At 70.5% G+C, this 22,108-nt stretch carries 25 protein-coding genes; 15 read left to right on the top strand and 10 right to left on the bottom strand.

The annotated features are described in order from the left end of the window. Nucleotides 1-39: 39 nt before the first annotated feature. The 6 genes from ACFWUY_RS28695 to ACFWUY_RS28670 all read right to left on the bottom strand — a co-directional run bounded on the left by ACFWUY_RS28695 (nt 40) and on the right by ACFWUY_RS28670 (nt 2,965). Nucleotides 40-408 (bottom strand): hypothetical protein, encoded by a 369-nt coding sequence (locus ACFWUY_RS28695; protein ID WP_384115763.1) that lies wholly within the window; start codon nt 406-408, stop codon nt 40-42. Nucleotides 409-518: 110 nt separating this feature from the next. Beyond that, a complete protein-coding gene (locus tag ACFWUY_RS28690) occupies nt 519-695 on the bottom strand; it encodes a hypothetical protein (RefSeq protein ID WP_384115760.1) in 177 nt (58 codons plus the stop codon). Nucleotides 696-790: 95 nt separating this feature from the next. Next, a complete protein-coding gene (locus tag ACFWUY_RS28685) occupies nt 791-985 on the bottom strand; it encodes a DUF5999 family protein (RefSeq protein ID WP_384115935.1) in 195 nt (64 codons plus the stop codon). A 204-nt stretch (nt 986-1,189) separates the two neighbouring features. Further along, on the bottom strand, nt 1,190-1,492 hold the full coding sequence (locus tag ACFWUY_RS28680; protein WP_384115756.1) for a WhiB family transcriptional regulator: 303 nt from the start codon (nt 1,490-1,492) through the stop codon (nt 1,190-1,192). A gap of 256 nt (nt 1,493-1,748) precedes the next feature. After that, nucleotides 1,749-1,949, bottom strand: coding sequence for a hypothetical protein (locus ACFWUY_RS28675; RefSeq protein ID WP_384115753.1), 201 nt, complete (start codon nt 1,947-1,949; stop codon nt 1,749-1,751). A 170-nt stretch (nt 1,950-2,119) separates the two neighbouring features. Further along, entirely contained in the window at nt 2,120-2,965 is an 846-nt protein-coding gene (locus ACFWUY_RS28670; RefSeq protein WP_384115750.1) for a hypothetical protein, read from the bottom strand. Between the two features lie 414 nt (nt 2,966-3,379). Here ACFWUY_RS28670 and ACFWUY_RS28665 point away from each other — a divergent pair, with 414 nt between their 5' ends. The 13 genes from ACFWUY_RS28665 (at nt 3,380) to ACFWUY_RS28605 (ending at nt 16,628) form a co-directional block, all read left to right on the top strand. Next, nucleotides 3,380-4,135 carry a GntR family transcriptional regulator gene (locus ACFWUY_RS28665; protein WP_384115747.1) on the top strand — a complete coding sequence of 252 codons (756 nt, stop codon included), beginning with the start codon at nt 3,380-3,382 and terminating at the stop codon, nt 4,133-4,135. 123 nt (nt 4,136-4,258) lie between these two features. Further along, nucleotides 4,259-5,692, top strand: coding sequence for a helix-turn-helix domain-containing protein (locus ACFWUY_RS28660; protein ID WP_384115744.1), 1,434 nt, complete (start codon nt 4,259-4,261; stop codon nt 5,690-5,692). 4 nt (nt 5,693-5,696) lie between these two features. Then, the gene (locus tag ACFWUY_RS28655) at nt 5,697-6,377 is read left to right on the top strand and encodes a RibD family protein (RefSeq protein WP_384115741.1); all 681 of its coding nucleotides are present in this window, start codon (nt 5,697-5,699) and stop codon (nt 6,375-6,377) included. Continuing rightward, nucleotides 6,377-6,844, top strand: coding sequence for a deaminase (locus ACFWUY_RS28650; RefSeq protein ID WP_384115738.1), 468 nt, complete (start codon nt 6,377-6,379; stop codon nt 6,842-6,844). The genes ACFWUY_RS28655 and ACFWUY_RS28650 overlap by 1 nt, the downstream gene beginning before the upstream one ends. A gap of 1,009 nt (nt 6,845-7,853) precedes the next feature. Continuing rightward, nucleotides 7,854-10,058, top strand: coding sequence for a hypothetical protein (locus ACFWUY_RS28645; RefSeq protein WP_384115735.1), 2,205 nt, complete (start codon nt 7,854-7,856; stop codon nt 10,056-10,058). Further along, entirely contained in the window at nt 10,055-10,870 is an 816-nt protein-coding gene (locus ACFWUY_RS28640; protein ID WP_384115732.1) for a DUF721 domain-containing protein, read from the top strand. Before ACFWUY_RS28645 ends, ACFWUY_RS28640 begins: the two co-directional genes overlap by 4 nt. A gap of 146 nt (nt 10,871-11,016) precedes the next feature. After that, entirely contained in the window at nt 11,017-11,478 is a 462-nt protein-coding gene (locus ACFWUY_RS28635) for a DUF6166 domain-containing protein (protein WP_384115729.1), read from the top strand. Between the two features lie 304 nt (nt 11,479-11,782). Beyond that, nucleotides 11,783-13,906 carry a telomere-associated protein Tap gene (tap, locus tag ACFWUY_RS28630; RefSeq protein ID WP_384115726.1) on the top strand — a complete coding sequence of 708 codons (2,124 nt, stop codon included), beginning with the start codon at nt 11,783-11,785 and terminating at the stop codon, nt 13,904-13,906. Nucleotides 13,907-13,909: 3 nt separating this feature from the next. Then, a complete protein-coding gene (tpg, locus tag ACFWUY_RS28625) occupies nt 13,910-14,464 on the top strand; it encodes a telomere-protecting terminal protein Tpg (protein WP_384115722.1) in 555 nt (184 codons plus the stop codon). A 232-nt stretch (nt 14,465-14,696) separates the two neighbouring features. Continuing rightward, entirely contained in the window at nt 14,697-15,302 is a 606-nt protein-coding gene (locus ACFWUY_RS28620; protein ID WP_384115719.1) for a hypothetical protein, read from the top strand. 152 nt (nt 15,303-15,454) lie between these two features. Continuing rightward, nucleotides 15,455-15,988 carry a hypothetical protein gene (locus ACFWUY_RS28615; protein ID WP_384115716.1) on the top strand — a complete coding sequence of 178 codons (534 nt, stop codon included), beginning with the start codon at nt 15,455-15,457 and terminating at the stop codon, nt 15,986-15,988. A 77-nt stretch (nt 15,989-16,065) separates the two neighbouring features. After that, nucleotides 16,066-16,371 carry a DUF6247 family protein gene (locus ACFWUY_RS28610; RefSeq protein WP_384115932.1) on the top strand — a complete coding sequence of 102 codons (306 nt, stop codon included), beginning with the start codon at nt 16,066-16,068 and terminating at the stop codon, nt 16,369-16,371. Continuing rightward, nucleotides 16,368-16,628, top strand: coding sequence for a hypothetical protein (locus ACFWUY_RS28605; RefSeq protein ID WP_384115713.1), 261 nt, complete (start codon nt 16,368-16,370; stop codon nt 16,626-16,628). The genes ACFWUY_RS28610 and ACFWUY_RS28605 overlap by 4 nt, the downstream gene beginning before the upstream one ends. A gap of 298 nt (nt 16,629-16,926) precedes the next feature. Here the strand turns inward: ACFWUY_RS28605 and ACFWUY_RS28600 are convergent, their stop codons facing one another. Then, nucleotides 16,927-17,241, bottom strand: a complete 315-nt coding sequence (locus tag ACFWUY_RS28600; protein ID WP_384115707.1) for a hypothetical protein — start codon at nt 17,239-17,241, stop codon at nt 16,927-16,929. A gap of 181 nt (nt 17,242-17,422) precedes the next feature. Here ACFWUY_RS28600 and ACFWUY_RS28595 point away from each other — a divergent pair, with 181 nt between their 5' ends. Next, entirely contained in the window at nt 17,423-18,124 is a 702-nt protein-coding gene (locus ACFWUY_RS28595; RefSeq protein WP_384115704.1) for a hypothetical protein, read from the top strand. 12 nt (nt 18,125-18,136) lie between these two features. On the opposite strand, the gene ACFWUY_RS28590 is transcribed toward ACFWUY_RS28595, so the two are convergent. Next, on the bottom strand, nt 18,137-18,430 hold the full coding sequence (locus ACFWUY_RS28590; protein WP_384115701.1) for a hypothetical protein: 294 nt from the start codon (nt 18,428-18,430) through the stop codon (nt 18,137-18,139). Between the two features lie 156 nt (nt 18,431-18,586). On the opposite strand from ACFWUY_RS28590, the gene ACFWUY_RS28585 reads away from it, so the two are divergent. Then, nucleotides 18,587-19,438 carry a hypothetical protein gene (locus ACFWUY_RS28585; protein ID WP_384115698.1) on the top strand — a complete coding sequence of 284 codons (852 nt, stop codon included), beginning with the start codon at nt 18,587-18,589 and terminating at the stop codon, nt 19,436-19,438. A 526-nt stretch (nt 19,439-19,964) separates the two neighbouring features. Here ACFWUY_RS28585 and ACFWUY_RS28580 read toward each other — a convergent pair. Beyond that, complete coding sequence (locus ACFWUY_RS28580) at nt 19,965-20,432, bottom strand: helix-turn-helix transcriptional regulator (RefSeq protein ID WP_384115695.1); 468 nt, start codon at nt 20,430-20,432, stop codon at nt 19,965-19,967. Beyond that, nucleotides 20,432-20,989: a hypothetical protein gene (locus tag ACFWUY_RS28575; RefSeq protein WP_384115692.1), complete on the bottom strand. Its 558-nt coding sequence runs from the start codon at nt 20,987-20,989 to the stop codon at nt 20,432-20,434. The genes ACFWUY_RS28580 and ACFWUY_RS28575 overlap by 1 nt, the downstream gene beginning before the upstream one ends. Nucleotides 20,990-22,108: the final 1,119 nt, after the last annotated feature.

The raw sequence follows: 22,108 nt of genomic DNA, 5'->3' as shown, positions 1-22,108 counted from the left end.
TGAATGCCGGGGACTCGGAGGGCCGTTGCGCTGAGGCGGTCAGCGCCGGGCGGGCAACGTGGCCGCCTCCGGAACGAGGTGCTGGCGCAGCCAGGCGACGGCGGCCGGGGTCATCGCCCCGGTGTCCGTCTCGCTCAGCGGCGCGGTGTCGATGTCGTGCATCGCGTCGGCCGCCGGGAGCGGCCGCATGTAGTCGGGGTCGATCCCGGCGCGGTAGCTGAGGCTGCCCAGCTCGGTCAGGTCGTAGAGGACCTTGCCGGTGTCGACGTGCCGCCAGGAGCGCTCCACCCGGCCGACGAACGTGTGGCCGGTCTGGCCGAGCCAGAACCGTTCGACGTTGCGGAACAGGACGATGTCGCCCTTGATGTAGGTGACGGCCGGTCGGACGGTCTGCGTCTGCTGCGCCATGTGCTCTCCTCGTGTCGCATGGTCCGGGCTGTCCGGCTCCCCGTCACCGCCCGACCCGGCCGCGGGGGTGCGGCGGCCGGTGCGGGCGGATCAGGCAGCTGGCAGTCGGTTCACCGCGAGTTGGTGGTGACTTCGTCCTGGGTGGGGAAGTTGTGGCGGCCGTCGTCCATGCGGACGGTGAGGTGGCCGCCGGTGTGGACCTCTTCGACGGTTCCCTGGGCCCCGGCCTGGTGCCGGGTGCCGAGGGCCTCGATGTCGGTGGTGAGCGTGACGCGATCTCCGCGCATGGCCATCCCTTCGTGGTCCGGACTCTCCGGCTCCCAGTCACCGCCCGACCCGGCCGCCGGGGTGCGGCGGTCGGTGCGGGCGGATCAGGCAGCCGTCAGGCCGTGGCCGCGGCGAGGGGGCGGTGCGGGGCGATGATCTGGCCGTCGGGCAGCAGCTCGCCGGTGTCGTCGAAGAGCACCAGGGCGTTGCACAACAGGCTCCAGCCCTGCTCCGGGTGGGCCGCCACGACCTGTGCGGCCTCGCGGTCCGGGCTGGTGGCCGACGGGCACTTCGGGGTGTGCCTGCACAGCGAGTCCGGCATCCGGAAGGCGCCGGTGGGGGTCGTCGCGGTGTCGAGCTGGTGGCTGCTTTCCATGGGGCTCTCCTGCGGGGGAGGAAGCGATCCCGGGATTGTTCCGGGCTGGAGACGTGCGAAAAGGCCGGCGGCCCGCCGTGCGGACAGCCGTTGTGCGGCAGTGCTGCGAGGCGGGCCGGAAGTTGCCCGACGCTCCCGTCAGGCGGTGCGGTTGCGGGCCGCGCGGCGCCTCAGCCGGCGGCGCTCGTCCTCGTCGGTGCCGCCCCACACGCCGTGCTCCTGGCCGCTCTCCAGCGCCCACTGGAGGCAGCGCTCCATGACCGGGCAAGCACGGCAGACGGCCTTGGCTTCCTCGATCTGGAGCAGTGCCGGGCCGGTGTTGCCGATCGGGAAGAACAGCTCGGGGTCTTCGTCCGTGCATGCGGAGGCGGCCCGCCAGTTGGTGTTGACCGGCAGGTCGGCGGAGGGCGCGTAGACCGCGTTTACGATGGAGTTGTTCATCAGGGCCTCCCAGAAGGTCCGTGCAAGAGGCAGCCCCGGGGGTGCATCCCCGGGGCTGTTCGCGTGTGTGCGGCCTGACGGCCGGAGCGTGGGTGAGCTCCCGACGCTCTCCGCCGGCCCCGCCCGGGAAGGGGCGGGGACGACGGGCAATGCCGGGGGATCGGTCAGCGGCGGTTGTTCTCCGACCGCTTGTTCTGCTCGCTGTTCTTGCGCGAGAGCTCAGCGCGCTCCGCGTCGGTCAGGCTGGTGACGGCGTTCACCGGGTCGCCCCCATCTGCGCGAGGGTGCGGCGGGCGCGGCGGCCGGCCTTCGCGGCGCGGGAGTCGCCGTCGGCCACCAGGTGGCGGACCAGGCGGTGGAAGTTGTCCGTCTCGTCGCGCTCCGGGCCCTTCTGGTTGTCGGCGTCCTCCATGTCGTCGTAGAGGCCGTTCGACGGGGCGGGGATGGTGCGTGTCATGCTGGGCATCAGGTCCTCCGAGTCAGGTCCTGGACAGTCCGAGGGCTGCAATCCCAAGGGCTGTCACGATCACTCCCCATTTGGGGAGTCGACTGCTGTACGAGCAGCCGCGGCCCCGGCCTCCCCGATCACTCGGGATGGCCGGGGCCGCGGTCGTTCGTCGTGCCGTCCTACCGGGTGAGCTGCTCTTCCTGCGTCGCCAAGAGAGCGATCGCGCTCATCAGGTCGGCGCGCTCCCAGTCGGTGAGCTGCGGGGCGTCAGCCTTGCGCGGGTTGAGCGTCTGGATCAGCGCGGCCAGGGTGTCGCGGACGCGCCGGAGATCGGCATCGGCAACCGGCTCCGAGACGTTCTGCCACTGCTGCTCGTGCAGCAGACGCAGACCCCACGCGCGACGGTCGTTCCAGTCCTCACGGTCCATCTGCGCCTTGCGGCGGGCGGGGGCGAGGCGCTTGGTGTGCGCGGCGAGCTGGGCGAGGCGGCGGCCGTCCGTGCACCGGGAGGTGAGGTCGGCGGCGCGCAGGATGTTGCCCTTGTCGTCCTTGATGGAGCAGGTGGAGCAGCCGCGGACGTGGGCTTCGTCCAGCTTGCGGGCCGTCTTGTCGTCGACGGTGCCGCCGACGATCTGCATGACGGCGGGGGTCGAACCGGTCTTCGGCTTGCGGATCACGCGGGTGGAGCGTCGTCCGTTCGTCTGGGTCAGGCCCTCTTCCAGCCGCTGGAACCACTGGTCGACGGTGAGGTTGACCGTGACCAGGCGGTGGCTGCCGGGGCAGCGGATCGGGTCGTCGGTGCCGGCCTTCTCCGTGTGGTGGGGGACCAGCTTGGGCCGCGAGCTGTGCGGCGTGCTGATCGGCACCCAGGTGCGGCAGGTGGGGCAGACCAGCGTGGAGTAGGCGAGGTCGACCTCGTGCGGCTTGAGGCTGGAGACGACCAGCGGGGGAAGAGTGCTGACGGCGCGGGACCGGGCCCGGCGCGGACGCTTCTGAGCGGTGAGGTCACGGGTTCGCGTAAGCATGAGGGCTCCTTCTACGAAGTGACAGGGGCGCGTCGCAGGTGCTCTCTCCGCCCTCCAGGCCGCACGGCGAACCGGCGTCCTGCAGGACAGACAACGCATCAGCGCTGCGGGGTGGTGCTCGCCGCAGATCATGGGCGGAGGAGTTAGAGGTGCCTCGGGCTCCGGCCACCGAGGTGGCTAGGGCTTTGGACTCCGGCCACCGAAGTGGCGATCTGCTGCGGTAGTGCAGGTGGCGCTGAGCAGGGCAAATGAAGGGCGATGCCCTCCGGCGTCCTTGCGGCGCCTGACATCAATGTAGACCACTAGCGACGCCTTGCGCTAGTGGTAGCGCTAGAAGTTCGCGTGGCGTAGTCTTCTACGTGTAGAGCTGCACTGGACGTGGTGTAGCGCGCGAGCTCGAGAGAGGAGACCGGTATGCCCAACACAGTCGGATATGCAGAGATTGCCGCGAACTATCGCAAGCAGATCCAGGACGGAGTGCTGAAGCCAGGCGACACCATGCCGTCGCTGCGGCAGGTATGTGAGCGCTACAACGTGGCGCAGACCACCGCGAACAGGGCGTACCGAGTCCTCAAAATGGAAGGGCTGACCATCGCGAAGCCTGGCGTGGGCACGGTGGTGGTGGGGCCGATCAGCAACAACATCGGCACCCGAGTCCGGCTGTACGAGGAGACGGGGAAGGCCCTGGGCGGCGGAGAAAGCTCCCACATCCTGGAGGTCGGCACCGTCGGCGCGGACGAACTGGTAGCCCCGCGCCTCGATGTAGCACCAGGTACACCTGTACACATGCGACGTCGCCTGGTCAGCCGTAATGGGGTGCCGGTGCACCTCAGCAGCTCGTACTACCCGAGCCACGTGATCGCCGTAACGCCGGAACTGACCCAACCCATTTCCACCGGCGCGTCGCGCGAGCTGGCGGCCGAACGACTGGGGGTCGCGCAGGCTCGCGTCCTGGAAGAGGTGACATCCCGCTTCGCCAGCAGCTCCGAGAAGGAACACCTCGGTCTGACCGCCGGCGAGGTGGCGGTGAGTCAGGTCGTGCGCACAGTGACCCTGGCGGATGAGCGTGTCGTGGAAGTGGCAGTCAAGGTCACCGGCGGAGCAACCATCCTTCGCTGGACCACAGATCTGACAGCCAACACGCTCGAACGTCCCAACGAGAACCACTGACCCTCACCTCCCACGACTAGACCGACGGCTCACTTCTTCGGTTCTAGTCCTGGGGAGTCGCGAGTTCCAGATCTGACATGTGGCCGGGTGAACTGGCCACATCAGCCACAGGATTGGGGCGGGATGGCGCAGAAACCGAGGGAGCTGACGCCCTGGGTGTCTCCCCTGCACAACTGGGGTTACCAGCTGCGCGAGCTGCGGAATTCGCGGGGTCTCAGCCTCCGTGAACTCTCGAAGTCGACCCGCATCGACCACGCTCACCTGGGGCGATTCGAACGAGCGGAGCGCATGGCCGACCGCACCCAGGCGGCGCTCCTGGACGATGCCCTGGGCGCCAGCGGGATGCTGCTCCGCCTCTGGGAGCAGATCGGTGACGAGCGTGGCCATGTGGCCAATCCGCCCGTTCATGTGGCCAACTCGGCGGTCAGTCTGGCCTTGGCGGCAGCAGACCAGGCAGCGTCGGACGGTGAGGGGATCTCGGTCCCGTGTCGTCTACGTGATGGGTCGGTGGTCTGGGTGGCTCTGGAACGGCGTGCACTGCTGCGCGCGGGGGTGGGATTGGGAGCCGCTGCGGCGGTCGGCGTGGGTTCGCCGGCGGCCGCGGACTCGGACGGCGTGCCGAGCCTGGTTCGCAGGGCACGGGCCGCGTCCGCGTACGGCTCGACACCGGTGGAGCATCTGCGCCGCGCCCGTCGCCATCTGATCGACGGCGACAACCTGCTCGGGCCGCGCCACGCTCTCAAGACCACGCGCGACTACATCGACGTCATCCAGCAGTTGCGGCGGGAGGCGAAGGGCACCGACCGGCACGACCTGATGGAGCTCCAGACGCAGTACGGGGAATTCCTGTCCTGGCTTCACCAGGACCTGGGCAACCCGGACGCCGCGTCGTACTGGCTCGACAGGGCGATGCAGTGGTCGTACACGGTCGGCGACACCGACCTGACCACCTACGTCATGGCCCGCAAAGCGCAACTCGCCGGTGACACCGCCGACCTGGTCGACGTCGTTGACCTGGCCGAAGCTGCCCAGCGCATGGCCCGGCCCCGCAGCCGGCTCGCCGCCGTGGCCCGCACCTACGAGGCGTACGGACACGCCCTTCGCGGCGACGCCGACGACAGCGAGCGTGCCATCGACTACGTGCGCAACGCCCTGGACGGCATCAGCTCCGACCCCACTCCGTGGGGCGTGTGGCTGAACGCCTCGTACGTAGAGGTCCACCGCGCGCAGGGCCTAGAGGCCCTCGGCAAGCACGACCAGGCCGCCGATGCCTTCGCCGACGCCATCCGGCTGATGCCCGACGACTATCACCGCGACCGCGGCGTCTACATGGCGCGGCAGGCCGTAGCCCTGGCCGGCGCCCGCGATCCCGAGCGGGCCGCGACGGTCGGCATGCACGCGCTGACCGTCGCTGCCGACACCGGCTCCGGCCGCATCACCAACGAGCTCGCCCGGCTCGACACCGCCCTGATCCCCTGGCAGCGCGAGGCCCCGGTTTCCGAGTTCCGCGCCGCCTTCGACTCCACCCTCGCCCACGAAACCGGAACGGATGCCTGAGCAGATGACTGCCCGCCCGTACGTCGTGCTGTCGGCCGCCATGTCGGTCGACGGCTACCTGGACGACACCAGCCCCGAGCGGCTGCGCCTGTCCAACGCCGCCGACTTCGACCGCGTCGACCAGGTCCGCGCGGAGTCCGACGCCATCCTGATCGGCGCGAACACCATGCGCCGGGACAACCCGCGCCTGCTGGTCAACAGCGACGAACGCCGTGCTCAGCGCGTCGCCGACGGCAAGCCGGCCTATCCGCTCAAGGTCACGGTTACCCGCACCGGCAACCTCGCCGCCGACCTGAAGTTCTGGCACCACGGCGGCGACAAGCTCGTCATCACCGTGGACGACGCGGTGGAGAAGGTGCGCGCAACGCTCGGGGACCTCGCCGACGTCGTCAGCGTGGGGCCGGACCTCGACTGGGGCCTGGTCCTCGATGAGCTCGGGCGCCGCGGCGTGAAGCAGCTGATGGTGGAGGGCGGCGGCACGATCCACACCCAGCTCATGGCCGCCAACCTCGCCGACGAAGTCCACCTCGCCATGGCGCCGCTGCTGGTCGGTCAGCCGGAGGCCGCCCGCTTCCTCGGGGCCGCCGACTACCCGGGCGGGACGACCGCGCGGATGCAGGTCCTCGAGGTCCGCGCGATCGACGACGTGGTCTTCGTCCGCTACGCCCCGAAGGGACGCGCCTGATGTACGCGCCCGACCGAGACCAGGACTTGCGCTGGATGCAGCGCGCGATCAGCCTTGCCGCGCTGTGCCCGCCGGCCGCAGGGGCCTACTCGGTCGGTGCGGTCATCGTCGGCGAGGACGGTAGCGAGCTCGCGGCCGGCTACTCCCGGGAGGCCGACCCGCACGAGCACGCGGAAGAGGCCGCGCTCGGGAAGCTGCCCGCGGGGGACTCGCGCCTTGCCGGGGCGACGATCTACAGCACGCTGGAGCCTTGCTCCCAGCGGCACTCGCCGCGTACCCCGTGCGCTCAGCGCATCTTGGCCGCTGGAATTCCGCGGGTGGTCATCGCCTGGCGGGAGCCGAGCCTGTTCGTCGACGACTGCGTCGGCTACGAGCAGCTGGCGGAGGCCGGGATCGAGGTCGTGGAACTTCACGAGCTGGCTGCGGCCGCGAAGGAAGTCAACGCGCACCTGGGCGGGCTGGCCTGATGCGGCCTCAGCGACTTACCCACTGGGTGACCCACCCCGGCAACGATTTTTCAGTCAAAGGCCGCGATTCCTCGGGCATTCGCGACTTCTCGGGCGCGATGCGTTTTCAGCCCCGCAATGTGTCATCACACGGGGTTAGGGTGATCGCAGATGTGATCCATAACGACGAGAACCCCAGCGACCGGGCATGGTCTGCTGGGGCATCTCGAACGGGGCTAAGCCTCGTTGGGCGACACACCTTGATGGGAGGTGCTCGCGGGATGAAGGTTACCCGCCCGCGTGGAACTACACGCGCAGCTACGCCGTTCCTCCATCGCGATCACGCCATCGGGTGCGCGCCTGGGCAGCTTGACGCCAGCCTCCGCATTCAGGGGGTTGGGATGACCTAGTGGCCATCGGCCGCGCGCGCCAGGAAGTGGACTAGCCATCCCCTTCGGCCTCGCGCGGCCCGTCTTACCGCCTGGCAGATCCCCCACCAGAGCGGTCCGCTCAGATCCCGGTTCCCGCCGGTCCTGAGCCGCGGCTTATCAAGCCGCTCATTTCCACCGGCCCCTTATCAGGGCCATGCAGTACCCGCGGGCCCCCGCCAAGGGGCTCGCGGTCGCAGTACCGAAGTACCGCTTCGCCTTCTGCAACACCCAGCACCGAGGTGCTGTGCATCACCCGTTCCGAGGCCCCGCCAAGGGCTTCGAAACACCAGTTCGAAAACCGCCACACAACGAAAGGAGATCGCTGCCGGGCCTTCGTACTGCCACCCCCCACACGAGCCATCGAGTCGAGTCCCTGCCAAGGGGCCGTCCGCGTTGATCCATATGAAGGTTGGTCTCGCCATAGTGCACGAGCTCCGGTCGACTTGTCAGGTCGACCACGACCAGGTCCCTACCCCCTCTGGGGTGATTCCCGCAGGTTGTGGTGTCCCCCCTGGCGGGATTGTGACGTACATCACACCCCCCAACTGTCACGCGCTCGGCCCCGGGCCGGCGGCCCCGCTGACCTCGGGGATGTCCCTGTGAGCGCGGGCGCGGCATCGACCGCCGTGCTGGACCACCACTTCTGGGACGTCGTCGACAACTCCGTCGATATCCCGCCGGGCGGGAGCTCGCGGCGTCAGCTGCGTTCCGTCCCGGCCGGGCCGGTGCCGGAGCGGGCGGCGGGCCATCCGCTGTCGCTCGGTCGGGACGCGCGTGCCCGTCTGGGTGGCGCGGTGCGGGCGCTGCTGGACACGGCCGGCCTGGCCGGTGCGTCGGACGCGGTGCGCCTGGCGGTGCTGGTGCTGGCGTCGCGTACGCCGTCGGAGACCGGCGTGGTGGAGATCCGTACCTCGGAGCTGGGCCGGTGGATCGGGGTGTCCGCGTCGTACACGGCCTCCAACGTGGTGCCGGTGCTGCGCCGCTCGGGCGTGGTCTCCGTGGAGACGAAGGAGGGCGAGTACGGCCAGGACGACGGCCTGGAGTGCAAGGTGCTGCCGCTGTGGGCGGCGCAGGACGTCGTTGGGCACCCGCTGAACCTGGCGAAGAAGGAGTACGCCACCCTGTGGCGGCTTCTGCAGGCCGTGATGGGGCCGGGCTGGACGCACCGGGACGGCTCGGTCACCCCGGCTGGGTTGATCGGTACGCGTACCGGTCGGGGCGCGGCGACGGACCGTCTGGCGCTGCTGCTGCTGGTGCTGGAGGCGCGGGAGACCGGGCGGGTGCGGCAGTGCGGCGGGACGGTGGACACCAAGCGCGGCCGCGCGGCGGCGACGGTGGCCCGGCTGCTGGGCTGCACGGCGTCGGCGGGCGAGCGGGTGCTGGAGCGTCTGGAGGACCGGGAGCTGGTGCTCCGGGTGCGTCTGCGGACGGGCTCGGGCCTGGCGAACCGGTCGCGGCTGATGGTGCCGGCGGTCGCCGCCGCGCACGGCCGTACGGTCGCTGACGACGTCCAGGAGGACCGTGCGCAGGCCCCGGAGCCCGAGTTTTCAGACCCCGATGTTGCGGCAGGGGCTGGTGAGGCGTCGGAGCTGGACGAAGAGTCGCAGGTCAACGGCGTGCCGGTGACGGATGAGGCGGGTGTTGCAGAGCCCGACGTTGCGGCAGCCCTTCACACTGACCACCCTCACCTGGTTACTCCCGTCCTTCCCCTCACTCTCTCTGGTGGCTTTTCCGGCGAAGGCCGTGGTGGGTCCGGTGATCTGCCGGACCGCGCGTGCGTACGCGAGGACGGCAGCCCGCTGCGCGGGGAACAGCCGAAGAAGTCCCCGTCGATCAGCAGCGTGAAGCCCGGCCGCGGGCCGGTGGCCGGTGCTCCGGTGCGGACCGTGGACGGTGCAGGTCAGGGCAGGCAGCAGCAGCGGGGGAGGGTGGCTCTGCCGTCGGAGGATCTGCGGGCCGTCTTCGCTCCGGTCGACCTGGTGTGGGCGCGCCTGGAGCGTCGGAGCGCCCGCAAGCTGGTGGAGGCCGCCGCCCGTAGGGAGCTGGCCCGGGTGGTCGGGTTCGCCGGCCGTACGGACGCGCCGCAGGTCCTCGCCGACCGGCTCGCCCGACACCTGGAGACCCAGATGCGGCTGGGCAAGCCGATCGCGGACCCGGTGGGCTGGCTGATCGGCCTGGCCCTGCCCCAGCGTCAGCGGTGCGGCGACGTGCGGTGTGACGACCGGGTGCTGCTCGACTCCGGGCAGGACTGCCCGCGCTGCGAGGAGAAGCAGGCCGACCGCCGCGACCAGCGCCGTGCGGTCGCGGCCGCCGTCGACGCCGCGATGCCGCGCGCCTCCGAGACCGAGCGCCGCGCGGCGACCGAGCAGCAGCTGCATCAGGACGTCACCGCCCAGGCGTGGATCCGCGAGCACCGGTGGGCACAGGTCCGCGAGCAGCAGGCCGCCGCAGCTCAGGCCCGTGCCGAAGCCGCGGCCGCGCAGCCCGAGGACGACGTCCCGGCCGCGCCGGTGGCTCCGGTCGTCCTGCCCGCACCGCGCACGGCCGCCGCGCTCACCCCGGACGTCGACGACGTCGACCAGGAGCAGGAGCAGGAGCTCGTCCTCGAGGACCTGACCCGCGAGCAGGTCCGCGACTGGCGGGTGCGGGGGTCGAAGGACCACGGCGTCGTCTTCGACCACATCGACCAGTACGGCGAGACGTCGGCCAGGCGCCTGTTCAGCAACCAGCTGGTCGATGAAGCCCAGCGCCTGGCGGGCACGCACCACCTGGTCCTCGGGCACACCACCTGGGGGCAGGCATGAGCGAGGGCGAGGTGTCCGGGGTCGACCTGGCCCGGGTCGCGCTGCGGGCCGCGATGGAGGCGGCCCGGAAGAACGGCACCGGCCAGAAGGCGAAGAAGAAGCCGCGGGCCCACGTGGCGGTGCGGCGTGACGGGCGCGAGCCGATGGGCCTGGGCGCGGCGATCGGTGCGCTGGTCACCGAGAGGGCCTGGGAGCTCCCGGCCGCCGGCGCTTCCCTGCGCGAGCGGTGGGAGGCCCTCGCCCCCGAGCTCGCCGGGCACGTCACCGCCGTGTCGTACGACCCGGACTCCGGCCAGCTCACCGTGTGCCCGGAGTCGTCAGCGTGGGCGACGAAGGCCCGCATGGAGCAGACCCGCGTCATCGCGGCCGCCAACAAGGCAGCGGGCCGCACCGTCGTGCACGCCCTGCGGATCCTGCCGCCCGGCGCTGTGCCCGCGCCCGGTCCGGCCGACGTCGCCCCGACAGATCCGGTCCCGGCCGCGCCCACCGGTGAGGCGAAGACCAGGGAGACGGCGTGCGAGGGCTACCGCCGCGCGCTCGCCGCGCACCAGGAGGTCGCCGTTTCGTCGCGGGTGGACCCGGGCATCGCGGAGGCGGTGGAGCGGCAGACCGCCGTGATGCGCGAGCTGTCCCGCAGGGCGTTCCCCGAGCCCGACGTCGTCCCGGACGATGCGCCGGCCCCGATCGAGCAGGCCCGCGCCCAGCGCCGCCGTCAGGCCGCGGCGACCGAGGCCGCCGCGCTGCGCCGGGCCCGAGCCGAGCGAGCCGGGAAGCTCCCCGCGCCCCGGCCGGTAGTCGGTAAAACGGCATGACCCATCACGCGAGGGGATGGAGGCACCGGCGCGCGGGGAGGGATGCCTTCTCGCCATTGGCGGGTGTGGAATCGGGCAGCGCTGGTCGTCGCTCGTGCGGCAGAGCCAGCGTGTGGTCAGGATCAGCAGGAGAAGGGGAGGACACAATGACGGAGCAGGACCGCATCTACCACGGCGTGCGGCCGGTCGGGGATGACGACTGGCAGTGCCGGATCCTGGTGGAGAAGAGGATGCTGGGGCCCACCGAGCGGCAGGTTGATGACCTCGTCCTGTACGAGCTCACTCCGAAGGACGCTGAGGCCCTGGGCGGGTTCGACTGGGGATACAGCGGGTCCGGCCCCGGTAGGGCCGCTGGCGCGATCCTCGCCGACGCCTTGGGCCTGGGCGATCCCTGGAGCTGCGGGTTTGAAGGATGGCCCGTCGACCCGGTCCTCCAGGCGCTGAGCGTCGACTTCGCCTCCGATGTGCTGGTCCAGTGCTGCTCGGAGTGGCGGCTCAGCCGCCCCGGCGTCCTGCGCTGGTGCCGCGGCTGGTACGCGCAGCAAGGCGCCAAGGATCTCCCCGCTGCCCTGGTCGATCTTCCTGAACTGACCAGCAGCAGCCTGTGACGGCTGACTGCACCTGCGAGCCTCACACGGCGTCCCCCCAGGTGGGAGCGCTGCGGCGTGACCCTGTGAGCTGTGAGCGGAGGTAGGTACACTGGGCGACGAAGACCCTGGATTCGTCCCTGGCAGCCCTGAAAGGGGCAGGCCACACACCCAGGGTTCAGACTTCAAGAAGGCCGTCCGGCATCCGCCGGGCGGCCTTCTTGCATGTCCACCCCCGCCCTCCGAATCAATCCGATCGGGTTAAAAAAGTGGGTTAAAGACTAGGGTAAACAGTGTTAGGGTGGGGGCACGAAAGGAGATCCACATGGCATCCGAGGAAGAGCTTTTCGCGAACATCGACGCGCTGCTGGAGGAGGAGCCGCAGCTCCCGCCCCCGGCGGAGCGCGCCCGGCTGCGTGAGGCCGCCGGCATCACCCAGGCCCGCCTCGCGGTCGCGCTCAAGACGTCGACGCAGACGGTCAAGAACTACGAGAACGGCAGGAGCGAGCCGAAGCCGCCGCGCCTGGAGGCGTACCAGCGGCTGCTGAACGGGTGGGCGGCGAAGTACCCCGCCCACGGAGCTCCCGCCGCCCCGGCCCCCGTGGCCGCGCCGCAGCCCGCCCCGGTGCCGGACACGTTCGCTGGCCCGGCCGCGCCCGAGCCCGCCGACACGACCGCCCCGGTTCAGGCCCCCGCCGCCCCGGAGCGTCCCGCCCGTCCGGCCGGAAGCCCGGCGACGTCATCCCGGCGTCCGGCCGCGAAGAAGGCCGCCGCGCCCGCGACCGACCCGCGATTCCCGCACGGCCCGCTCGCCGTGCTGGACGGCGACGGCTCCGCGTACGCGGTGGGCGGCGTCGTGCTGGACTGCCCGGCGACCACGGTGCCGGAGCTGGTGGAGTGGACGCTGCGCGAGTCCGGTCTCGGCGCGCCGAAGCTGAACCGGTACGGCAAGGACTCCGACCCGCTGATCGTGCTCACCGCGGCCGCCGCCGTGAAGCTCGGGCTGCCCGAGCGCCTGGAGGGCCACGAGCAGCGCCGCTCCCTGCGCCTCCCGGAGGACCACCCGGTCGTCAAGCAGGTCGCGAAGGCGAAGTGGCAGCTGACCCAGCGGGGCTTCGGCCCGTGGGCCCGGATCTTCCGCAAGGCGCAGGGCCGTGACCGGCAGTGCGTGCAGCTGGCGATCCTGTCCTGGGACGCCCTCGATGAACGGTCCTGGCCCGGCGTCTCCGAGATGGAGCCGGCCGACATCGCCCGCGTCCTCGGCGTGTACGCGACCCGGGTCATCACCCCGCGCGGCTCCACCGCCGTCTCCGGCCTGGAGCTGATGACCGCGCTGCGCCCGCCGACGAAGGCCGTGCAGGACCCGGAGACCGGGAACTGGGTGTCCGGCTACAACGCGGGCTCCCTGGGCACGGAGCCGATGGACCCGGCGCCGCCGGAGGCCACCCCGGAACACCCCGTCGTCGTCAACAGCGGCTGGACGGGCGGCTTCCTGAACGAGGAGGCGTACCAGTGGGTGCGGTCGGTGGAGACGCTCTCCGATGAGGAGTGCACCCTGCCGTTCGCGGTCGGCCTCGACCTGAACACGGCGTTCCTCGCCGCCGCGGCCCGCCTGGTCGTCGGCCTCAGCGCCCCGGACCACTTCCACGCCCCGAAGTTCAACCCGAAGATCCCCGGGAGCTGGCTGGCCGACCTCTCCCACATCGAGCTGGACCCGCGCCTGCCCTCGCCGTTCACTCCGGACGGCTCCCGCCCGACCGGCCCGGCCTGGTACCAGACGCACACCCTCGCCTACGCCCAGGAGCTCGGGCACGACGTGCACCCGATCGAGGCGTACCTGCGCCGCGAGACCGGCGCCTACCTCGACCCGTGGCACGACCGCCTCAAGAACGCCTACGTCGACACCCTCGCCGACATGGGCGTCACCAAGGACCTGGACGACCGCCAGTTCCTCGCCGCGATGGAGCAGCACAAGCAGAACGACCCGGCCCTGGCCGCCGTCCTGTCCGCGATCAAGGCCACGATCAAGGGCGGCGTCGGCAAGCTCCGTGAGCGCCCGCAGGGCAAGCACTACAACGAGGGCGAGACGTGGCCGGCCCTGTCCCGGCCGACGTGGCGCCCCGACATCCGGGCCGCCGTCATCAGCAAGGCCCGGGTCAACATGCACCGCAAGCTCAACAACATGGCGAAGATGACCGGGCTCTACCCGCTCGCCGTGCTCTCCGACTGCGTCGTCTACCCGAGCCCGGGTGAGAGCCCGCTCGACTTCCTCCCGTACGCCGCGTCCGGCAAGCCGCAGCCCGGCGGGTTCCGCCTCGGGCCCACGCCCGGCCTGGCGAAGCTGGAGGGCGTCCAGTCGATGCTGTGGGCGGTCGACCTCATGGAGAAGGGCCTCAACCCGGCCCGCCACATCAAGGGCGGCGACGCCGTCATGGACGAAGGGGAGTAGGCGATGGGGGAGATCGAGGACGCCATCGAGCGGGCCGACCGGGAGGGCTTCACCCGGGAGCCGCCCAAGACGCTCCCGGGCCGCATCAACTACCTGCTCAAGCAGTTGGGGACCGCGAAGGCGGTGGCGGCGGAGCTCGGCATCACCGCCGACTCCGTCAACCGCTACCGGCGTGGCGCCCGCAAGAACCCGCCCAAGGACATCGCCTCGAAAATCGACAACGCCGTCCGCTCCCGCTGGCAGCCCCAGGTGCGCAAGCGCCGGCACAAGCAGGCCGCCGCCACCGGCATCAAGGTGGAGACCCGGGCCCGCTTCGGCTACCACTCCTCGGAAGGATCGACGGACGACGGCCGCTTCCGCCGCCTCACCGTCAAGCTCCCCGCGACGTACGCACAGCGCCTGTTCGACGCCCGCGAAACTGGGGCCAGCGACCAGGAGATGCGTGGGATCATCGCCGAAGGGTTTAAGGAAGTCTATTTCCAGGACAATGGCGGCCGGGCCATGGGACTGTCAGATGTCGCCATCAACGACATCGACTACCTCGATCTCGAATACTGATTTCGGAGCCCTTTATGCCAAGCATCAATTACCCGTTGAGCCGAAGCACGATAGGTGTCACAGAGGCAGGCTGTTGTCACGGCAATGACGAGCCCCCTCACCCGGAGGCGGGCGGCGGGTTCGGAGTGGGCCTCCGGTCCAGCTGGTCTGTGATGATGTGAGGCGGCCCGTGCCGTACGCGTAGCGATTCGGCATGGGCCGCCTGTTCGAACGAGTCGGAGGAGTTCCGCCCATGCGCGATCCCGCATCGTTCACCGACGATGAGAACTGGTCCGGCGGGTTCTACGAGCTGGCCATCGAGATCGGTGACCGGAGCGACGAACGCCTCCAGCTCGGGCTCTCCGCTCTGTGGCGGGCCGCTGCCATCGACGGTTGCTACGGCAGACGCGACCGCGAGCCCGGCGAACAGGATGAGGTCGCCTGCACCGTGTCCTCGCTGGCCGAGTTCGGTCATCTGCAAGGGACTGTCACACTCCCGAGCGGCCGCCGGGTCGTCTGCGGCTGCTTCGCCCACCGCACGGACGACGGCACAGACTGGCTCGAGTTCTACCTGCCCGTCGGTGCCTTGTCGCGTGTGGACGCGAAGATCGGCGGGTTCCCATTCGGCCAGGACGGCGGAGCGGCGTCCCTCCAATGGCGGCGCACCCTCGACAGCTGGCTCGCCGCCATCGGGACCGAGATCTTCCAGGAGGTTCCGTTCCGGCTCGGCCTGATTGGCTTCGAGCTCTCCGGCGACACCTGCGCGGAGCAGCTCAACGGCCACGCGCCCGAGGCACGCTGGGAGGGATATCTCCTGCCGACTGGTGGACGACTCAGGTTCGATCCCGCCAACCGATGACACCGAATTCCTTGCGTTGATGCCACGTGGCCTGTCCGGCCGCCCGTTCAGGCTTGGGCCTGAACGGGGGTGCTCGGGGCCGCAGACGGTGACAGCAAGCCTGCCATTTCGGCGTCGGTGACAACACGACTGCCTCGTTGGTGACAGCTGTCTTGCTTCGCATCGCAGGCAGTCCCAGGTCAGCAGTCCGCGACGGTGACATCTATCGTGCCTCGGCACACCCGTATCCGGACCCGAAGAACGACGCCGAACGTACGGCGAACCGTCAGGCCGCCGACGACTACCAGCGCCAGGAGGAGGAAGCGGCCACCCTCCTGCACCTGGCAGACGGGCTTCCCCCGGTGGCTCCCGAGCTGCTCCTCGAACAGGTCCGGCTCGACCTCATCACGGCCGGCCTGCACGTGTCGCCGCCCGCACCGCTCACCGACGAGCACCAGGGCGGCGTCGTGGTCTACCTCAACGACGACGCCCAGGTCGTCGTGGACTGGCTGCCCCACGCCCGCCTCGACCGCGCGGCGCTCGACATGGTCGAAGCGGACCGCACGGACGACGAGGCCGTCGTCCGCTACGAGGTGGTCCGCTCCGCGATGGACACCGCCCTCGGCGCCATCCTGACCGGCTTCCGCTACGCCACCAGCCGGCCCGAGTTCGGCTTCGGCCACATCGTCGTGCAGAGCACCCGGTAGAAGGGGATCCGCCCATGCCCGCATCCACGGCCCACCGGCGCGCGTACCGTGAGGTGACGACCCGCCGGGAGGACCAGATGAGCGCGCAGCCCGACCACGCCCCCGTCACGCCGTACGCCCCCGCACCCGGGGCCCCGGCCGAACTCCTCGCCCAGCTGCGCGCCGACCAGCGCGCCGACACCTGGGTGCCAGCCTTCGAGCGGCAATGGGCGACCGCGCTGGAGGAGTCCCGCAAGTCGTTCTCCCTCGCCGCGCTCTACGAGGTCGTCCAGGAGTGGCAGGGCCTGATCGCCTCCGCCCCGGCGGTCGACGCGTTCGTCGCCTCCGGCTACGACGACAGCGGCTTCATCGACATGGCGGAGCTCCGCGGCAGGCGCCGGTGACCGGACAGCCGTACGCGGTCCGTTTCTCCGCCCCGGCCGCCAAGGTCCTCAACGCCCTGCCCGAGCACGCCGAAGACACCGTGTGGGACGTCCTGGACGCCGCCGCCCGCGATCCGTGGGGGTTCCGGCAGTTCAACGCCGACGACCTCGAGGGCGAGGACGTGCGCCACGCGTCCGTCGGCCAGCTGTCCCTCACCTACTGGGTGAACCGACCCCTGCGCCACCTGTCGGTCCTCACCATCACCTGGCTCGGATAGCCACCCGGGTGACAACGCCCCGCCCCCTGGCACTCGAACTGCCAGGGGGCGGGGCGTTCCGCATCGTAGCCACGGCCGTATCCACCCGTAGCCACCCGGGCGGCAACGCGTTGCCGCCCGGTAGTCACCAACGGCCGCGGTACCGTTCGGCACCGAGCTGGACCTCGCGTCGGCACTCGCGGCAGTCCGGCAAGCCGCTCATGCGCCGGCCCTCCCCCTCCGCCCAACGGAAGCCGCACAGCGACGTGGTCGGGTCCTCTGCGGGGTCGGTGGCGTGAGAGCCGTGGCCCGGCACGTTTCACGTGACCGTCGTGCCGCCCTCGTAGGGAGCGCCCTCCGGCCACTCGTACACGGCCTCGGTGGTCGTGCAGCGCATCCGTAGGTCAGGACCCTCCCAGCGGGTACCCCGCCGGGCCTCGGTCGCGGCGTCGACGGCGTCGGCCAGGCGCTCGAAGGACAGGTCGTAGTCCTCCATGTGGCGCCAGCTGCCCGGCTCCTGCTTCCGCATCAGCTCACGGAACTCCAGCAGCAGCCGCTCCAGGTCGTGCCGCCCGACCCGCAGGGTGTCGGTCGCGTCGTCGTACGCGTCGTCGGGGGTGATCTTCACGGGCATCGCACTGCTCCTTGTCCACGCACGCTGGTGGGCCCGAGTGTGCCCGGAACTCGCGGGCCGGGTGGCCGTATCCGCTGGTTGCCACCCGGGCGGCAACCGCATCCACGCGCAGTAGTCACCTGTTGCCGCCGTGCCGGGTAGCGTGCCAGGGACTGATCGGTTCCTGGGGTGGGGAGTGACGATGCGGTTTGCACGGTTCGATGAGCACGGCCCGCTGACGACGATCGAGCTGGGGGCGCTGCGGTCGTTGAACGCGGCGGTCTTGACCGCGCGGTACGAGTTGCAGTCGGTGGGCGCGCTCTGGGACCGGCTCCAAAGCGGCGGTGACGTGGCCGACATGCACGAGGCGAACACGACGTTTCCGTTCTACGGGCAGGCCATCCAGGAGATCGCGAGCGGCGCGGCCGCGTACGAGCGCCACGTGGCACTGACCGCCTGGCGGTACACGGCCGCGGCGGTCGTCCTGGGCGTCACCGTTCTGCAGCGCCTCGCGGAGGCGAAGCCGCCCCTGACGGCCACGACGGTGAAGGAACTGTGCCAGGAACCGACCCTGGGCCGCCTGTACGAGGCGCTGTCGGTGCCGGTGGCCGATCTCCTGCCCGAGCGCAAGCCCGAGCACAGCCTCCCGAACGAGCGCGAGGACATGGCACAGCGGTGGGCCCAGGTGCGCGACGGCGTCGACTACGCGATCGAGCTCGTAGTGGAGATCGCCGCAGACGAGGAAGCGGCCCACCCCCGGACCAAGGACGAAGCCGCCGGCTGTCTGCTGACCGAGCACTGCCCGCCCCACACCGACCCGGTGTACCACGGCGTCCTAGAGCCGCTGTTCAAGCTTGCGGAGGACCTCCCGTTCGACATCAGCCGACTCATCAAGAGCAGCTGACTCCGCCGCGGCTCAGTCCTGCGGCGTCGCGCCGGGCAGTTCGCCGGCGAAGTTCCACCACTGCTCGATGGTCCACACGGCGACGCTGGAGCGGTCGCTGGACATCCGCAGCCACACCTCTTCGCCGCCGGGCATGAGCGCCACCTCGAGGTGCGGGTCGTCCCACGTGCCCACCGGGTACATCCACTCGATGCCGTCGGGCCACGTCCGCATCGCCACCGTGCGCACGCTCAGCGCCGCGGCGAACGCGTCCAGCGCCGCCTTGGGTATCCGCACCTCCGCCGGCTCCCGCTCGATCCCCGCCACCCGGCCCCCTCCGCCTCGTGCGGCAGGCCCGCGCCCACCGTCGCGGATCAGCGTGACAGACCCGCGCCCCGCTCGGTGTCACGCTGTGAGGTTGGCAGGCTCACAGGCCATTCCCCCAGGTAGACGCGTCGTCCTATGAGGGTGTGAGGTTGTGAGGTGGAGCTCGCGGCCGTGCTTCCGCACGCCCTGGCTCTGGCCGCCGGCCCGGAGGACGATGGAGTCATGGGCACCCGCGACCAGGACCAGGACGACGTCGTCGAACCCGCGCGGCCGCCGCTCACTGCAGAGCAGGCCCGGGAGGTCACGGCCGGGCTGCGCGAGGCGATGGACGACGTCCGGCGCTCCGTGGCGGTGCTCGCCGCCCGGGTCCGCGCTGCCCACGCCGCCCGCGTCTGGACGCCACTCGGCTACGGCTCGTGGGAGGCGTACTGCGCCACGGAGTTCGGCATCAGCCGGGCCCAGGCGTACCGGCTGCTCGATGTCGCCCGCGCCCTGGCCGCGATCCACGATGCCGTTGCCGCCGGCCCCGGGACGTCTCGCACGCGAGACAGCGACCCGGCCGCCGCGGCCGCGCTCGACTACGGCCTGTCCCAGCGGGCCCTGATCGCCGTCTCCGGCCGTACGGACACCGTCGCGCAGTTGATCACCCGCCGACTCGCCGCGCTCGCCCACAGCGGCCTGACGGCCCTCGATGAGCCCACGGTGCGCGCCGTGGTCCGCCAGGCCGTCCGCGACCTCCGCACCGCCCCGCCCCCGCAGCCCGCCGAACCGCCGGCGGATCCCGCGCTCGCCGAACTCCGCCGCGTCGTCGACGACCTCGCCGCCCACACCCACCAGCTCGGGGAGCTGATGCTCGAAGTCGCCCCGGCCTACCTGTCCGACACTGCGGCCGCCGACGTCCTGGCCCCGCTGTGCGAGCAGATCGGCGAGCACCTCGACAACGGCCTCGCTGCCCGCCGCTACGCGATGTCCGGCGACCGCCGCGCCCTGTACGGCACCGTCCTGTAGCCCGACGATCCCGGCTGCTCCTATGTGGCACACAGCCTGTTTCCCCAGGTGGGCGAGGCGCGCTGTGAGGGTGTGAGGTGTGAGGCGAGGGCCTGCGGCAACGGGATGCCGCTGCGCCTCGTCGTGCTGCTCGCCGTGGTGTGCAGCGGGTGTTGCTCGATGGGTAGCGGGGGGTGGGCGGCCGTCGTCGGTGGGGTGCTGCTCGTGGTCCTGGTGGTGGCCGTCGGGTTGCAGCACGGTGGTCTCGTGGGTGCAGCGCAGCATTTGCCTGGGTCAGGCGGCACACGGGTGCTGCACGGGTAGCAGGCCGGTCCGGCCGGTGCAGCACGGCCAGCTGCTGCACGCTGCCCGAGGCCCTCGCTGCAAGCAGCAGACGGCGGCCGGTCGTCCTCCCGCTTGTTCTGGAGAACCAGAACAACACGGTTCCCCTGGTGCTACCGATGCTGCTCCGTCCCGGCCGGGAACGACGACGGCGCCCTCCCGGGATCGGGGGGCGCCGTGGTGGTGCGCGACGTGCGGCGGCGGTTCAGCCGGCTAGCCGGAGGGAGGGCCGTACCTCGGGGGCCGGCGCGTCCTCGCCGCCGTCTGGCTCGGGGTCGAAGTCGGTGCCGGTGCGGCCATCACGAACCCGCGGGGGGCGGATGTCGCCGATGGGGAAGTTGATCGGCCACACGTGCGTGTCCGGGGCCTTGAGGTGGTTGGTCATGTGGGCGAGCGACTCATAGCCGGCCAGGAGCGGGTGGATCAGCAGCGTGCCCTTGCGCTGCCGCTCGCTGATGATGCCCTTGTCGCGTAGCTGACTGATGGCCCGGGAGACCGCGGACTGGGACAGACCGAGGCGCTCGGCGAGTTCCTGCTGACGGATGTGCACGAGACCGCCGGGCTCCTGGCGGGCGGTCAGCACGTCGAAGATGTCGCGCGCCGTCGCGGACAGGCACGCGTTCGGCAGGACCTCGAACATCTGCGGATTGTGGAATCCAGGGATCGTGCTCATCACGAGGTCTCCTTCTTCCGAACCGTCGGAATCTCGATCTGGTGTGCCAGCAGGTCCTTCTGCAGCGACACGACCAGTGCCCGCTGGTTGTCGCTCCCCCACCCGTAAGCGTAGAGCGGGTTGAGGCGGTACAGCCCGCGCTTCTCCTTCCAGGTGAAGTTGTGCCGCGTGAGCTGCGCGATGGCCTTGCTGACCCTCGTCTGCGAGCACTCGAAGTGCTCCCCGAGCTTCGCCTGGGTCGTCTCCACCAGGGCCTGCTTGTCGTGGTGCGTGACCATGTAGTCCAGGACGTCGCGGGCAACCGTCGTCAGCCGGAACTTCCACAGGTTCGCCTGCAACGTGTCGGACACGCTGGAGTGATTCCCCCCGTAGAACGCGTAGGGGCGCCGCCGCCGGTCATAGGTGAGCGTCCCGCCCTTCGTCAGCTCGCTGAACTGATTCAGCAGGTCACGCGCGGTCTCCAGGCCATTGACGGAGTCCCGCTCGGGTGTCGGGACCGGAGCCAGCGGCGACGTCTTCGACGACGTCTGCGCACCGCTCCGCAAGGGCTGGGCCACTAGCTCTCCTCCAAGATCGTCACGCGCATAACATACCTCACGGGTGATGTTATGCGTGAGATCTATTCACTTCGGGCGTGTCCCTAGCCAGCGGAGATCTAGTCGGCTAGGGCGCATAGAACTCGGGCCGCACGACCGAGATCTATGCGTGCGGGGTAATAGAACTTTCGCGTTGTCGCAGGTCACAGCTTCGCGCCTATCTGGTAGTTAGAGGCGCGCCCCCACCAGCCCCCAGCTGCGCCCTCCAACCCCTGTACGCGGCGGCGAGGTGACGGCCTGGCAGGCGAGGCCGCGAATCCATCCGCCGACGGCCCACCTGCTGCTGCGCGTCGGCCCCCGACCGGGGCTGAGGCGGCTTCGCGTGCGGCTCCGTGGGACCGGTGCGGACCGTAGGCGGCAGCAGCGGCTCTGAGTCTCGGGTTGTACCGGCCGTGACGATCAAAAGCACGGAAGCGTGGCCGGTGCCGGTGGCGGGCTCCGCCGCCCGGCCTGGCGGCCGATCGGCTCAGGTACCTCCGCACGTTGAATTCCAGCTCTCGCATATCGTGCTTCCGTTCTGTGGCTGAGGCATTCAAGGCCGCGCAATTCTGAATTCTGCCGGGAGTTTTTGAGCCGGGGCAGGGGTGGCGCGGGCAGGACCCAAACGCTACACAGCTAGGGTCCGTGATGCATCAGCCTTGATGCGCCTTCGCCCTTGCGGGTGATGCATTGCCTGATTCCGTCCCACGGTTGCGGGTTGGCGTGTATGCTGACGGGGTATTGGTGAACGTGAGTGGCTGGTTTCGAGGGTGGGGGAGGGGTCAGGGTGGAGCGCAGCGGAGCCCGTCACTGCGATGAGGCCGGCGCCCGATCGGTCCGATGGTCCGTCACTCTCGTTGCGGGGGTGGTGGCTGGGATTCCCAAGTCCTACACAGTGCCGCGCATGATGCACCTTCCCCCGTAGCCAGCCCCGGTGATCGCGCTTGCGCGGTCACCTTCAATTCGCGCTTGCGCGAATTTCATTCCGTTAGGAATTCCGCTCGCGGAATTCCATTCCGGCGCTTGCGCCGGAATTCGAATTGCGCTTGCGCAATTCGTGCTCTATGCCCCGGCTTGCCGGGGCATATCCCGCTCAAGTCT

This window comes from Streptomyces sp. NPDC058664, assembly GCF_042716635.1.
Classification (GTDB): domain Bacteria; phylum Actinomycetota; class Actinomycetes; order Streptomycetales; family Streptomycetaceae; genus Streptomyces.
The sequence above is the reverse complement of the archived record's forward strand: the minus strand, read 5'-3'. Positions and strand labels throughout refer to the sequence as shown.

Bases quoted from the DNA above. Each gene is read 5' to 3' on its own strand.
- ACFWUY_RS28695 (WP_384115763.1), bottom strand. From the start codon at position 408: ATGGCGCAGCAGACGCAGACCGTCCGACCGGCCGTCACCTACATCAAG.
- ACFWUY_RS28690 (WP_384115760.1), bottom strand. From the start codon at position 695: ATGCGCGGAGATCGCGTCACGCTCACCACCGACATCGAGGCCCTCGGC.
- ACFWUY_RS28680 (WP_384115756.1), bottom strand. From the start codon at position 1,492: ATGAACAACTCCATCGTAAACGCGGTCTACGCGCCCTCCGCCGACCTG.
- ACFWUY_RS28675 (WP_384115753.1), bottom strand. From the start codon at position 1,949: ATGACACGCACCATCCCCGCCCCGTCGAACGGCCTCTACGACGACATG.
- ACFWUY_RS28670 (WP_384115750.1), bottom strand. From the start codon at position 2,965: ATGCTTACGCGAACCCGTGACCTCACCGCTCAGAAGCGTCCGCGCCGG.
- ACFWUY_RS28665 (WP_384115747.1), top strand. From the start codon at position 3,380: ATGCCCAACACAGTCGGATATGCAGAGATTGCCGCGAACTATCGCAAG.
- ACFWUY_RS28660 (WP_384115744.1), top strand. From the start codon at position 4,259: ATGGCGCAGAAACCGAGGGAGCTGACGCCCTGGGTGTCTCCCCTGCAC.
- ACFWUY_RS28655 (WP_384115741.1), top strand. From the start codon at position 5,697: ATGACTGCCCGCCCGTACGTCGTGCTGTCGGCCGCCATGTCGGTCGAC.
- ACFWUY_RS28650 (WP_384115738.1), top strand. From the start codon at position 6,377: ATGTACGCGCCCGACCGAGACCAGGACTTGCGCTGGATGCAGCGCGCG.
- ACFWUY_RS28640 (WP_384115732.1), top strand. From the start codon at position 10,055: ATGAGCGAGGGCGAGGTGTCCGGGGTCGACCTGGCCCGGGTCGCGCTG.
- ACFWUY_RS28635 (WP_384115729.1), top strand. From the start codon at position 11,017: ATGACGGAGCAGGACCGCATCTACCACGGCGTGCGGCCGGTCGGGGAT.
- tap (WP_384115726.1), top strand. From the start codon at position 11,783: ATGGCATCCGAGGAAGAGCTTTTCGCGAACATCGACGCGCTGCTGGAG.
- tpg (WP_384115722.1), top strand. From the start codon at position 13,910: ATGGGGGAGATCGAGGACGCCATCGAGCGGGCCGACCGGGAGGGCTTC.
- ACFWUY_RS28620 (WP_384115719.1), top strand. From the start codon at position 14,697: ATGCGCGATCCCGCATCGTTCACCGACGATGAGAACTGGTCCGGCGGG.
- ACFWUY_RS28610 (WP_384115932.1), top strand. From the start codon at position 16,066: ATGAGCGCGCAGCCCGACCACGCCCCCGTCACGCCGTACGCCCCCGCA.
- ACFWUY_RS28600 (WP_384115707.1), bottom strand. From the start codon at position 17,241: ATGCCCGTGAAGATCACCCCCGACGACGCGTACGACGACGCGACCGAC.
- ACFWUY_RS28595 (WP_384115704.1), top strand. From the start codon at position 17,423: ATGCGGTTTGCACGGTTCGATGAGCACGGCCCGCTGACGACGATCGAG.
- ACFWUY_RS28580 (WP_384115695.1), bottom strand. From the start codon at position 20,432: ATGAGCACGATCCCTGGATTCCACAATCCGCAGATGTTCGAGGTCCTG.